This window comes from Cognatilysobacter terrigena (genome assembly GCF_004361065.1).
GTDB classification, from domain to species: Bacteria; Pseudomonadota; Gammaproteobacteria; order Xanthomonadales; family Xanthomonadaceae; genus Cognatilysobacter; species Cognatilysobacter terrigena.
Window position 1 is genome coordinate 17326 of record NZ_SELT01000031.1, and the last position, 12013, is coordinate 29338.

The following is a 12013-nucleotide window of genomic DNA, read 5'->3' on the forward strand; positions in this document are numbered from 1 at the left end:
CGCAAATCGGCGGCCGAGCGCGCGACGTCGTTGGGTGGGCGACCGCGAGATCGATCGCGGCTGGTGCCGGCTGTCAGAATCGAACTGACGACCTACTGATTACAAATCAGTTGCTCTACCGACTGAGCTAAGCCGGCCCGGGGATAGTGTAGCGCCCGTCGCGGACCACGCCGGCGCAGTCGATCGAGGCGCCGGTCAGGCCGAGCGCGGCGGAATGCGGGTCGAAGGTCGGGGTGGCGGCAACGTCCAGCCACTGGACCACGCGGCCGCCGACCGGCTCGGCGCGTGCGGCGAAGCCGGCGCGATTCAATGCCGCCTCGCGCTCGTGTGCCGAGGTCTCGCCACGGTAGCGGCCCAGCGCGATGGTGTTCGCGTCCGGCCCGCCCTCGGGAAGGATGATGAAGTCGCTGAAGCCGGCGGCGCCGATGCGTGCAGCGGTGGCGGTCGCCGTCGCGCGATCCGGCTGCGGGAGCACGACGCGCCACGCGCGCGGGGTGCCCGCGATCTGTTCGGCCGTCGCCGTCCACGCGACCTGGCTGACGATCGCGCGACGCGCGGCGTCGAACGCGGTGGCATTCGTGAAGGGGCCATAGCGCCAGCAGCGCAGCGTCGACGGCGCGGCCGAGGAACGCACGGCGACCCGCGCATTCGCGGCGTCGACGAGTTCCAGCGTCGGCACGTCCGACGGCAGCGGCAACGATGCCGTCGCGGGCGCGGACGCGTGCAGTGCCCACCACGCGGCGACACCCGCGTTGAGCACCAGCAACAGCACGAGCAGTGCGCGCATCAGCATCGGGGGATTCTAGCGAGCAGCGCCTGCACGTCGCGCCGTGGCGACGTGACGGCGCTCACGTCGTCGCCCAGCACGCGAGCCCGTCGAGCACCAATGCGCCGATGTAGCGCACGTCATCGAGGCGATCGAGCAAGGGCTCGGCACCGCCGCCGTGCAGCAGGACGGTCGGCGCGACGCCCAAGGTGTCGCGTGCGGCGACGCGGGCGTCGCGGATGAGACCGAGCGTCGCGCCGTAGCAACCGGATGCGAGGGCATCGACGGTGTCGTCGGCCCAGTCGACCCAGTCGCCGCCGCTTGCGGGCAATTGCGGCGCGCGCTGGTGCAGCGCTTCGCGCATGAGCTCGGGCGACGGTGCGATGCGGCCGCCGCGATGCAGTCCGTCGGCGTCGACGAGATCGATGGTCAATGCGGTGCCGACACCGCAGACCAGCACGGCGCCCGCCGTATGCCGACGTGCACCGAGCATCGCGAGGAAGCGGTCGACGCCGAGACGCGACGGTTCGGCATACGCGATGCGCAGGCCCGCGAAGCGCGGCTGCGTGCGGGCGAGTTCGATGCGCGCGCAGCGGGTCGTGAGCGCATCGAGCAGCTCCACGCGCAGCGCTTCACCGGCGACGCTCGCCACGTAGGCGACATCGATCCGTCCCGGCAACGCGGCATCCAACGCAGCGGCCAGCGTGCCGGTCGCGTGCGGCAGTGCGAGCACCTCGCCGACCCGTCCGTCCACCAGCGGCGCGCACTTGAGCCGCGTATTGCCGAGGTCGAACAGCCACGCGCTCATACGGCCACCCGCAGGCTGACTTCACCCGCATGCACGTCGCGATCGCCGGCCGCGGTGCGCACGCGCAGCGCTCCGTCGTCGGCGAGGCCGAGCACGCGCGCGCCTTCCGTGCGATCGGGCAGATGCAGCACGACGTCGCGGTCGCGCAGCACATCGAACTCGGGCCAGCGCGCGGCGAACGGCGCGAAACCGTCGCGGTCGAACGTGTCGAGCGCGGGCAGCAGGTGCGCGAGCAGCGTCCCGGCGAGGACGTTGCGCGAGGGCGGCGTGCCGAGCGTGGCGAGGTCGACCCACGGCTGGTCGATCGCGGCCGCGGCGTCGGTTGGTAGCCGCACGTTGAGGCCGATGCCGATCACCGCACGCGCCGGGCCGCCGTGTTCGCCACCGCCTTCGACGAGCAGGCCGCCGAGCTTGCGCAGCCCGCCGCCCTGCTCGACCACCACATCGTTCGGCCACTTGAGGCCGACGGCATCGAATCCGGACGCGCGCAGGGCCGCAGCGGTGGCGATGCCGGCCACGAGGCTCAGGCCGCCAAGCCGCGCGAGGCCGCCATCGAAGGCGCGCGACACCGACAGCAGCAGGCTCGCGCCCAGCGGCGACTGCCACGTCCGACCGCGACGGCCGCGCCCGCCGGTCTGCCGTTCGGCGAACAGCACGCGCGCACCGTGCGCCGGTGCCGGTTCGCGGAGCAGCGCAGTGTTGGTCGAGTCGATGGTCCAGGCGACGTCCAGCGCTGCGAGCCCGGCGGCGACGTCGGCCGGCATCGCGGCACGGATCCCGTCGGCGTCGAGCAGGTCCAGCGGCATGGCCAGCCGGTAGCCGCGCCCGGCGGCGGCCTCGACCGGCACGCCGGCCTCGCGCAGCGCCTCGATCCGCTTCCAGACCGCCGCCCGGGTGGTGCCGGCGACCCGCGCCAGCGCGTCGCCCGAGACCGGACCGTCCGCCAAGGCCCGCAGGAGCGCGCGGTCGTCCATGGGGCGGGCCGGGCGATCGGGGGCGGAGGTCATGCGGCCATTATGAGGGCGCTTAACGGTGCCGACGTCCGGCACGGTGGCGCCGGAGGTTTCGCGCTATCCTCACGGAGTTCCGGGGCTAGCCCGGTCCGGGGGTCACCATGCGTCGTATGTGCCTGTGCCTGCTGATGCTTCTCGCCTGCGCCGATGTCGCGGCGCGCGAAGTGCGCCTGAGCAGCCCGGACAGCGGCGCCTGCCCCGACACCGTCGCCACCGCGAAGCCCGCCGCGCGCAAGCCGGCCACCCCGGCACGCGATTCGGCGCCCGCGAACGAATCGCACGTGCGCCCGAGCGTGCACGGCGACATCGGCAACGCACCGCGCCTGCGCTGGCACAGCTTCCTGCCGGGCATGTTCCGCTGACGCGTGCTCGGTTGGCTGCGTCGCCTCGCGCGATCCGATCGCCCCGACACCCCGCTTCCGCCTGACCTCGACGCGCACGTCGTCGCGCATCTGCCGTGGGCGGCTGCGCTGGACGACGCGCGTCGCCACCGTCTTTCCTGTTTCGCCGCCTGGTTCCTGCGCAACCGCGCGATCACGCCCGTCGGCGATCTGGAACTCGACGACCGCGATCGCGCGCTGCTCGCCGCGGCCTGCTGCCTGCCGGTGCTCGAACTCGGCGTCGGAGCGTTGCGCGGCTGGTCGCAGCTGATCGTCTATCCCGACGCGTTTCGCGTGAACCGCAGCCACGTCGACGCCGCCGGCGTGCTGCACGAAGGCGAGGACGACCTGATTGGCGAGGCCTGGGAAGCCGGGCCTCTGATCCTGTCGTGGACCGACGTGCTGGCCGATTGCGCATCGCCGAACGACGGCCTGTGCGTTGCGGTGCACGAGATCGCGCACAAGCTCGACCTGCTCGACGGCGAACTCGACGGCACGCCGCCGCTTCCGTCCGACTGGCATGCGCAGTGGAGCCGCGATTTCCAGCAGGCGTTCGACGATCTGACCGATCGCCTCGATCGCGGGCGTCGCGCGCCGATCGACGACTACGCCGCCGAAGCGCCGGACGAATTCTTCGCGGTCGTCAGCGAATACCACTTCAGCGCACCGGACGAACTGCGTCGCGCGTATCCGAACGTGGCCGAGCATCTCGCGCGCTTCTACGGCCCGTCGCCGTTCGCGCGCTGAATCACTCGAGCAGTCGCGCCCAGCCTTCCATGCCCTCGATGCGCGAGAGCACCAGCTTGACGCACACCAGCAGCGGCACCGCGAGCAGCAGGCCGATCATGCTCCACACCCAGCCGAACACCATCAGCGCGAGGATGAGGATCAGCGGCGACAGCCGCATCGAACGCCCGAGCACGATCGGTGTGATCAGCTGCCCTTCCAGCACGTGCACCAGCAGGTAGATGCCGGCCGGCGCGAGAACCGCCCAATCGTCGAAGCGCAGGAAGCCCATCACCAGCAACGTCAGGATGCCGATCAACGGCCCTACGTAAGGCGCGAAGTTCAGCAGGAACGCCATGGTGCCCCACAGCAGCGCTTCCTGCGGCGGCACGCCCATCCAGTTGAGCAACGCGGCGATCACCACGCCGACGATGACGTTGATGACGCTGATCGTGAGCACGTAACGCGAGATTTCGCGCTCGATCGAATTGAGAATGTCGACGGTGATGCGTTGTTGCTGGCGCGTCGGCAGCAAGGCGAGCGCGTGCTTCTGCAGGTTCTCGCCGTAGACCATGAAGAAGAACGTCAGCAGCACGACCGCGAGCAGCGAACTCACGAGCTTCGGCGTACCCATCAGCCAGCGATACGGATCGCCGGGGCTCTCGGTGCGCACGACCTGCACGCGCGTCTCGCTGCCCGTGCCGGTGCCCGCCGCCGCGGCACGCGCGAGACGCTGCGCGGCCTGGTTGGCTTCGTGCACCGGCTTGATCATGTCGCGCACCTTGGGCGCGAGCGAACGGATGCCTCGCGGCGCCTCGTGGATCCATTCGGTGGCCGGCTGCACGAGCTGCTCGACCAGCATCACCGCGCCGGCGAAGCCCAGCGTGATCACCAGCAGCGCGCTGATGAAACGCGGCACGTAGAGACGCTTGAGCACGCGGATGATCGGATTGCCGACCAGCGCGAAGAACATCGCGAGCAGCACCGGCAGGATCAGCCCCTGCGCCGCCCACAACGTGAAACCGGTGGCGATCACCGCGAGCACGATCACCGCGGTCGGTGCGCGCGGGCGTGGATGCGGAACGTGCCCCTCGTCCTCCGGCGCCACCGGCGGCGCGATCGGATCGCCCGGCGGTACGAGCGTGTGCTGCGGCGTGGTGCTGGTCATGCGCTCAGACGTCCGCGGGCGCGGTGTCGGGAACGGAGGCTTGCACCGTGTCGGCGACATCCCCGACGTCGTCCGCGACGTTGTCGACGTGCGCGGCGGCGTGCTGCGCGGTCGCACTGGCGAACAGGCCGGACAGCGCGGTGATCATCTGCATGATGCTGTTGCCCTTGGCGACGCTCTTGGTCGGCTCGACGCGGCCGACGACGAAACCGGCGACGAGCCCGGCGAGGACGATGCGACCGGGCGTCCATCCGGCTTTCCACGATGCCTTGAGCTGGCGCCAGTCGGCCGCCATGCGGCGCTCCTGCGCCTCGACCGCGTACTCGGCGGTCTGCACCTTCTCGATCAATTGCTTGAAGGATGTGGCCACGCGGCGCCTCAGGGCGGAGTGACGGGCACGCCGGTCTTGTCCTTGACCGGTTCGCCCGAAGCGGTTTTGACGTCGTCGCTTTCGATGTCGGCCGCCGATGCCGCGGACCCCGGCGTTGGCGTGAAGTCGGCGAGTTCGCCGAAACCGAGCCTCGCGAGCTGGCGCCGCGACGCCTGCAGGCGCGTGTGTTCGAAGTAGCGGATCGAGATCCACGCCGCGAGCGCGCAGAACACGACGCTCACCAACGCGCAGATCAGCAGCGACGCCGTCCACGACAGACCCGCGCGACCCACGAGCAGCGAGATCACGCTCGCCATCAGCAGCAGCCACGCGCTCGCGCCGAACGCGATCGCGAGGCCGGTGAACGCGACGGTGCGACCCAGCGCGCTGCGGGCGAGCGAGATGTCGGCGGCGAGCAGCGATCGCAGCGCCTTCGACGCATCGGTCGCCGCGGTGAGGCTCGAACGCCCCGCCGCCATGACCTGGCGCAGCGATTCCTCGAGATCCGGCGGCGGCGCGCCATGCGAAACGCCCGGATCCGCAGGACCCGGGCGCTCGTCGTTGTTCGCGCTCCCCGCGCCGGTCATCGCCGACTCAGCGGTTGCCGCCGCTGCGCGCCATCTTCGCGATCATCCAGCCCGCCGCGAACGCGACGCCGAAGCTCACGAGCGGACGTTCGCGCACGAGTTCCGCGGCGCTGTCGAGCAGGTCGCGGCCCTTGTCCATGAGCTGGTCCATCTGCTCGCGCGCGGCACCGCCGGCGAGTTCCGCCGCGGCGATGCTGGCGAGTGCGGAATCGGCGAGATCCGCCTTGAGGTTGGCCTTGCCCACGCGCAACTCCTCTCCGGCCGCGACGGCCGCGTTCTTCAGTGCGTCACCGGTGTCGACGGCGGCCTGCTTCAGGCTGCTGCCGGCTTCGCCGATGTTGGAGCGGAAGGTGCCGGTCGTCGCGACGCCGCCGGACGAACCGTTGTTGTTGGTGGCCATGTGAACCGTCTCCTGGAATCCGTGGAAAGTCGAACGCGTCAACGCATGGGCAGCACGCCCTGCTGATTGCCGCGCAGCACGCGCAGCGCCAACTCTGACGGCCGCTGTGTGAAGCCGGCGCGGAAAGCGGCCAGATCGTCGAACGCGCCGGTGGTCGCGGCGAGCACCACGTCGCCGGTCTGCAGGCCGTTCTGGGCCGCGCGCGAGCCCCGGGCGACGGATTCGACGAGCACGCCCGACATCCCGGCGCTGCGCAGGCTCGCGGGCAGTTCGGCGAAGGTCGCGCCGGTGAGGCGCGGATCGATGTCGCCGCCGGCGACCGATCGCGCCTGTTCCTGCAGGCCGATCTGCAGCTGCACCGGCTTGCCGTCGCGCAGCACCTGCAGGGCGACGCGGCTGCCGAGCGACTGCAGGCCCTCGAAGTTGCGCAGCGCATCGCGACCGCTGATGCGCTGGCCGTTAGCCGCGGTGATCACGTCGCCCGCGCGCAGGCCGGCCTGCGCCGCGGCGGAACCCGGGAACACGCGGGTCACCACCGCGCCGCCGTCGGCGCTGATGCCGAGGCCGCGCGCGAGGCGTTCGTTCAGATCCTGCGATTCGATGCCGAACGTGCCGCGACGCACGACGCCCTTGTTGGCGATCAGCTGCTCCGCGATGTTGTGCGCGAGGTTCGCCGGAATCGCGAAACCGAGGCCGATGTTGCCGGCGATCGCACCGCGCGGATTGAAGCTCGCAGTGTTGATGCCGACGAGTTCGCCGTTGAGATTCACCAGCGCGCCGCCCGAATTGCCGGGATTGATCGACGCATCGGTCTGGATGAAGTTCTGGTAGCCCAGCCCCGGCAGGCCGCTCCGACCGACCGCCGACACGATGCCGCTGGTCACCGTCTGGCCGATGCCGAACGGATTGCCGACCGCGACGACGAAGTCGCCCACGCGCAGCTGATCGGAGTTGGCGAACGAGATCGCCTGCAGCTTGTCGGCCTTGACGCGCATCACCGCGATGTCGGTGTCGGGATCGCTGCCGAGGAATTCGGCGGGCAGCGTGCGGCCGTCGGCGAGCGTGATCGACACCTGGTCCGCGCCTTCGATGACGTGGTGGTTGGTGAGGATCAGCCCGCGCGCGGCGTCGACGATCACGCCCGAACCCAGCGATTCGCTGATGCGTTCCTGCGTGAGGCCCGGAAACATCTGCGAGAACACCGGGTCGTTGAACGGGCTGACGCGCACGCGCTGCTTGGAATGCACGCTCACCACGGCGGGCGTGACGCGCGACAGCATCGGCGCGAGCGAAGGCATCGGCGTCGAGCCGACCGCGGTGGGCAATGCGCCCATCGCGGGCAAGGCCGCGGCGGTCGCGGGCGCGGCCTGCGCTTCGTGGTCGAGCGCCTCGCGGCAGGCGGTGGCAACGAAACCACCGAAGGCGGCGGCCAGCGAGAGGGTGAGCAGCGTGGTGCGGGGGGAAGCCATCGCGGTCCTCGGCAAAACGACACAGCAGTGATCGGACGATGTCGCGGCAACGCGCATCGATTCAAGTCCCTGACCGACCACCGCCTTTCGGCACAGTTCCCGTGCCGCTCGTCGGTCTGTCGCGCCGCAGCACCGAAACACGGGAAAAACGATGCATGTGACGGCCGTCAAGACGTTGACGTCCGCCGGGGCGTGAGCGTAGCGTGACGTCTTCGCGTGACCACTAGTTCTTGTGGTTCACGACGGCTCGACGGGGAATAGGTTGAGGTAACAGGCTCTGGGGCGGAGGCTCCAGGCCACGTCTCCCGACGCCCTTTCGAGTGGTTTCACGGCCGCTTCGACGGAGTGTCGCCCCGTGGAACACCACCCCCATTACGGCCGCTGCCACGACGGCGGCCGACGCCAACAATCCGGCCGTCTCGCACGGCCTTGACCGGAGATGACGCAGGAATGAGCACGGTGCGCCTGGAGGTAGTCGGTATGGGCAAGACCCCGAACGCGGACGGGGACATCTCCCTGCAACCGGCCTCGCTGGACATCTGGGACAAGAAGTACCGGCTCAAGACCAAGACCGGCGCGCCGGTCGATGCGGACATCGACGGCACGTACCAGCGGGTCGCGAAGGCCCTGGCCGAGGCCGAGCCGACCGCCGAGAAGCAGAAGTACTGGAACGAGCGCTTCCTGTGGGCACTGCGCCGCGGTGCGATCCCCGCCGGCCGCATCACGTCGAATGCCGGTGCGCTCGAGCACAAGCCCGCCACGTCTACGATCAACTGCACGGTCAGCGGCACGATCGAAGACTCGATGGACGGCATCCTCGAGAAGGTCCACGAAGCGGGCCTGACGCTGAAGGCCGGCTGCGGCATCGGCTACGAGTTCTCGACGCTGCGTCCGAAGGGCGCGTTCGTCGCCGGCGCTGGCGCGTATACGTCGGGTCCGATGTCCTTCATGGATATCTACGACAAGATGTGTTTCACCGTGTCGTCCGCCGGCGGTCGCCGCGGCGCGCAGATGGGCACGTTCGACGTCTCGCATCCGGACGTGAAGGATTTCATCCGCGCCAAGCGCGAAGACGGCCGCCTGCGCCAGTTCAACCTCTCGCTGCTGATCACCGACGGCTTCATGGACGCGGTGAACAACGACGGCGACTGGCCGCTGGTGTTCCCGGTGCACGTCAAGGAACAGGGCGATCTCGACCTGTCGAACGAGGAGCAGGTCGTCTGGCGCGAATGGCCGACGCACCGCAACTACGTGACGCGCGACGACGGCCTGGTGGCCTGCAAGATCTACGGCCACATCCGCGCGCGGCACCTGTGGGACATGATCATGGTCTCGACGTACGACTACGCCGAGCCGGGTTTCATCCTCATCGACCGCGTCAACGAGATGAACAACAACTGGTGGTGCGAGTCGATCCGCGCCACCAACCCGTGCGGCGAGCAGCCGCTGCCGCCGTACGGCGCCTGCCTGCTCGGCTCGGTGAACCTCACCAAGTTCGTGCGCAACGCGTTCACCGACCAGGCCACGTTCGACTGGGACGAATACCGCGAAGTCGTGCGCGTGTTCACCCGCATGCTCGACAACGTGGTCGAAGTGAACGGCCTGCCGCTGGAGCAGCAGCGCAACGAGATCATGCGCAAGCGCCGCCACGGCATGGGCTTCCTCGGCCTCGGCAGCACCGTGACCATGCTGCGCATGAAGTACGGCTCGAAGGAGTCGTGCGAGTTCACCGAGCAGATCGCGCGCGAAATGGCCGTCGCCGGCTGGGAAATGGGCCTCGAACTCGCCAAGGAGAAGGGTCCGGCCCCGATCATGGACGAGCAGTTCGCGGTCACCGCCGAGATGCTGCGCAAGCGTCCGGAAATGAAGAAGGACGGCTGGAAGATCGGCGACACGATCACGGGCAAGGTGCTGCACGCCAAGTACTCGCGCTACATGCAGCGCGTGGCGGAAGTCGCGCCGGAACTCGTGGCCGAGCTCGCCGAGACCGGTTCGCGCTTCACCCACCACAGCTCGATCGCGCCCACGGGCACCATCTCGCTGTCGCTGGCCAACAACGCGTCCAACGGCATCGAGCCGTCGTTCGCGCACCACTACAGCCGCAACGTGATCCGCGAAGGCAAGAAGTCGAAGGAAAAGGTCGACGTCTGGTCGTACGAGCTGCTCGCCTACCGCGAGCTGGTCAACGACAAGGCCATGCCGTTCTCCGAGGACCCGGCCGCCGCCCTGCCCGACTACTTCATCTCGGCCGACGACATCACGCCGAAGGAGCACGTCGACGTGCAGGCCGCCGCGCAGAAGTGGGTGGACAGCTCGATCTCCAAGACCGCGAACGTCCCGACGGACTACCCGTACGAGGACTTCAAGGACATCTACACCTACGCCCACGCGCAGGGCCTCAAGGGCTGCACCACCTTCCGCTTCAACCCGGCCGCCTTCCAGGGCGTGCTGGTCAAGGAGAAGGATCTCGAGAACACCACCTACCGCTTCGAGCTGGAAGACGGCCAGGTGATCGAGGTCCGCGGCAACGAGGAGATCGAGTACGACGGCGAGAAGCACACCGCCGCCAACCTCTTCGATGCGCTGAAGGAAGGCTATTACGGCAAGTTCTGATGCATCGCCGACGCGCCGGGCCACGTATCCGGCGCGCGGCACCCGATGCGTTGCCGTCGCTCCGTCAGCAACGCATCCATCCCGTCAAAAACCCCGATGCAGTACGCGTAGTTTTCACGCCATGTTGTGTGCAGCGACGGTATAGCTCGCCGCGATAACGCTACATCCCGTTATCCCGATTCCGCATAACAGCGCCCCTAAGGAGGGCATTCCGATGAGCAGCAATGGAAATGGAGTGACCGCTACGCTGTCGAACGCCGCCAGCACGGTGACCGAGACGGCCAGCAACATCGGCAGCGCCATTGCCGATACCGCGAGCACCGTGGTTGAAAAGGTCGTCGACACCGCCAGCGGCGCCGGCGACGCGGTGGGCCGCGCCGTCAAGAACGCGAAGAAGGCGCTGAAGCGCACCAGCACCGCCGCCCGCAAGGAAGCCCGCGCGGGCGCCCGCAAGTCGTCCTCGCGCAAGACCGCGTCGAAGAGCGCCGGCGGCCGCAAGACGGCCTCGAAGTCCGCGTCGAAGTCGACCGGTGCGCGCAAGAGCGCGTCCAAGTCGGCGGGCGGTCGCAAGACCGCGTCGAAGTCGGCCGCGGGTTCGCGTTCGACGGCCTCGAAGTCGGCCGGTGGCCGCAAGAGCGCGTCGAAGACGACGGGTGCACGCAAGGCCGCGGGCGGTCGCAAGTCGACCAAGCGCGTTGCCGCCGGCAAGAAGGCCGCCACCACGCGCAAGGTCAACGCCGCGAAGAAGGCGGTGAAGAAGGCCACGACGCGCGCGACCAAGGCCGTCCGCAAGGCCGCGACCAGCGCACGCCGCTCGGCCGCCGCCCGCAAGGGTGCGGCGACGCGCGCCACCGGCGCCCGCAAGGCCGCAGGTGCACGCAAGACGACGGGCGCTCGCAAGACGGCGGGTGCGCGCAAGACGGGCGCTCGCAAGTCGACCGCACGCAAGGCCGCATCGAAGTCGTCGCGCGGCGGTTCGTCGACCGGTCGCAAGACCGCGGCGAAGAAGGGCGGCCGTTCGGCTTCGGGCCGCGGCGGCTCGTCCACGTCGACGCGCGGCGCGGCCAAGAAGGGCGGCGCGCGCAAGAGCGCGGGCAGCCGTTCGGCCTCGACCGGCAGCCGCGGCGCTTCGGCGTCCCGCGGCAACGGCGCCTCGCGCATGTTGAACGGCCGCAGCCGCGGCGGTGACAGCCGCGCCAGCCTGTAAGCAGTGAACCGGTGCCGGCGGTTCGCCGCCGGCACCACCCAATTCCACGATGCGGCGCATGCGCGACGCATCAACTACCGACAACAACGAGCAACACGGGGACCGGGCCGATGGCCGTCAAGATCGAAAAGAAAATCAAGGGCTACAGCGTGGTGAGCGCGGAGGACCGCGCGCGCGAAGCCCAGGCCGCCACGCCCGCCCCGGCCGAGCCGAAGATGGCCGACGTCATCCAGATGCACGAGCGCCTCGAGCGCCCCGAAGTGCTCATCGGTTCGACGTACAAGATCAAGACGCCGCTGGTCGAGCACGCCATGTACGTGACGATCAACGACATCGTGCTCAACGCCGGCACCGAGCACGAACAGCGCCGCCCGTTCGAGGTGTTCATCAACTCGAAGTCGATGGACCACTTCCAGTGGATCGTCGGCCTCACGCGCATCATGTCCGCCGTGTTCCGCAAGGGCGGCGACGTCACCTTCCTCGTCGACGAGATGAAGGCCGTGTTC

At 69.4% G+C, this 12013-nt stretch carries 13 protein-coding genes and 1 tRNA gene; 5 read left to right on the forward strand and 9 right to left on the reverse strand.

Features of this window, described 5'->3' with window-relative positions:
* Positions 1-61: 61 nt before the first annotated feature.
* The 4 genes from EVS83_RS13995 to birA form a co-directional block, all read right to left on the reverse strand.
* Positions 62-137, reverse strand: a tRNA-Thr gene (locus tag EVS83_RS13995).
* On the reverse strand, positions 128-793 hold the full coding sequence (locus EVS83_RS14000) for a hypothetical protein (RefSeq protein ID WP_133501639.1): 666 nt from the start codon (positions 791-793) through the stop codon (positions 128-130). The genes EVS83_RS13995 and EVS83_RS14000 overlap by 10 nt, the downstream gene beginning before the upstream one ends.
* Before the next feature lie 55 nt (positions 794-848).
* Complete coding sequence (locus tag EVS83_RS14005) at positions 849-1574, reverse strand: type III pantothenate kinase (RefSeq protein WP_133501640.1); 726 nt, start codon at positions 1572-1574, stop codon at positions 849-851.
* Positions 1571-2548: a bifunctional biotin--[acetyl-CoA-carboxylase] ligase/biotin operon repressor BirA gene (birA, locus tag EVS83_RS14010; RefSeq protein ID WP_133501649.1), complete on the reverse strand. Its 978-nt coding sequence runs from the start codon at positions 2546-2548 to the stop codon at positions 1571-1573. Before birA ends, EVS83_RS14005 begins: the two co-directional genes overlap by 4 nt.
* A gap of 140 nt (positions 2549-2688) precedes the next feature.
* Between birA and EVS83_RS14015 the strand changes: the two genes are divergently transcribed.
* Together EVS83_RS14015 and EVS83_RS14020 are read left to right on the forward strand one after the other, a co-directional pair.
* The gene (locus EVS83_RS14015; protein WP_133501641.1) at positions 2689-2949 is read left to right on the forward strand and encodes a hypothetical protein; all 261 of its coding nucleotides are present in this window, start codon (positions 2689-2691) and stop codon (positions 2947-2949) included.
* A gap of 3 nt (positions 2950-2952) precedes the next feature.
* Positions 2953-3714 carry a M90 family metallopeptidase gene (locus tag EVS83_RS14020; protein ID WP_425456113.1) on the forward strand — a complete coding sequence of 254 codons (762 nt, stop codon included), beginning with the start codon at positions 2953-2955 and terminating at the stop codon, positions 3712-3714.
* Position 3715: 1 nt separating this feature from the next.
* On the opposite strand, the gene EVS83_RS14025 is transcribed toward EVS83_RS14020, so the two are convergent.
* The 5 genes from EVS83_RS14025 to EVS83_RS14045 are packed head-to-tail and all read right to left on the reverse strand — an operon-like array spanning position 3716 to position 7687.
* Positions 3716-4861, reverse strand: coding sequence for an AI-2E family transporter (locus EVS83_RS14025; protein ID WP_133501642.1), 1146 nt, complete (start codon positions 4859-4861; stop codon positions 3716-3718).
* A gap of 4 nt (positions 4862-4865) precedes the next feature.
* Entirely contained in the window at positions 4866-5231 is a 366-nt protein-coding gene (locus EVS83_RS14030) for a hypothetical protein (RefSeq protein WP_133501643.1), read from the reverse strand.
* A gap of 8 nt (positions 5232-5239) precedes the next feature.
* Positions 5240-5818 (reverse strand): phage holin family protein, encoded by a 579-nt coding sequence (locus EVS83_RS15930; RefSeq protein ID WP_208108752.1) that lies wholly within the window; start codon positions 5816-5818, stop codon positions 5240-5242.
* Between the two features lie 7 nt (positions 5819-5825).
* Positions 5826-6218, reverse strand: coding sequence for a hypothetical protein (locus EVS83_RS14040; RefSeq protein ID WP_133501644.1), 393 nt, complete (start codon positions 6216-6218; stop codon positions 5826-5828).
* Between the two features lie 38 nt (positions 6219-6256).
* Positions 6257-7687, reverse strand: coding sequence for a Do family serine endopeptidase (locus EVS83_RS14045; RefSeq protein ID WP_133501645.1), 1431 nt, complete (start codon positions 7685-7687; stop codon positions 6257-6259).
* Between the two features lie 450 nt (positions 7688-8137).
* Here EVS83_RS14045 and EVS83_RS14050 point away from each other — a divergent pair, with 450 nt between their 5' ends.
* The 3 genes from EVS83_RS14050 to EVS83_RS14060 form a co-directional block, all read left to right on the forward strand.
* Positions 8138-10300, forward strand: coding sequence for an adenosylcobalamin-dependent ribonucleoside-diphosphate reductase (locus EVS83_RS14050; RefSeq protein WP_133501646.1), 2163 nt, complete (start codon positions 8138-8140; stop codon positions 10298-10300).
* 214 nt (positions 10301-10514) lie between these two features.
* The gene (locus EVS83_RS14055) at positions 10515-11507 is read left to right on the forward strand and encodes a hypothetical protein (protein ID WP_133501647.1); all 993 of its coding nucleotides are present in this window, start codon (positions 10515-10517) and stop codon (positions 11505-11507) included.
* A 110-nt stretch (positions 11508-11617) separates the two neighbouring features.
* On the forward strand, positions 11618-12013 hold a 396-nt coding region (locus tag EVS83_RS14060; RefSeq protein ID WP_484030475.1), incomplete at its 3' end, for a TSCPD domain-containing protein.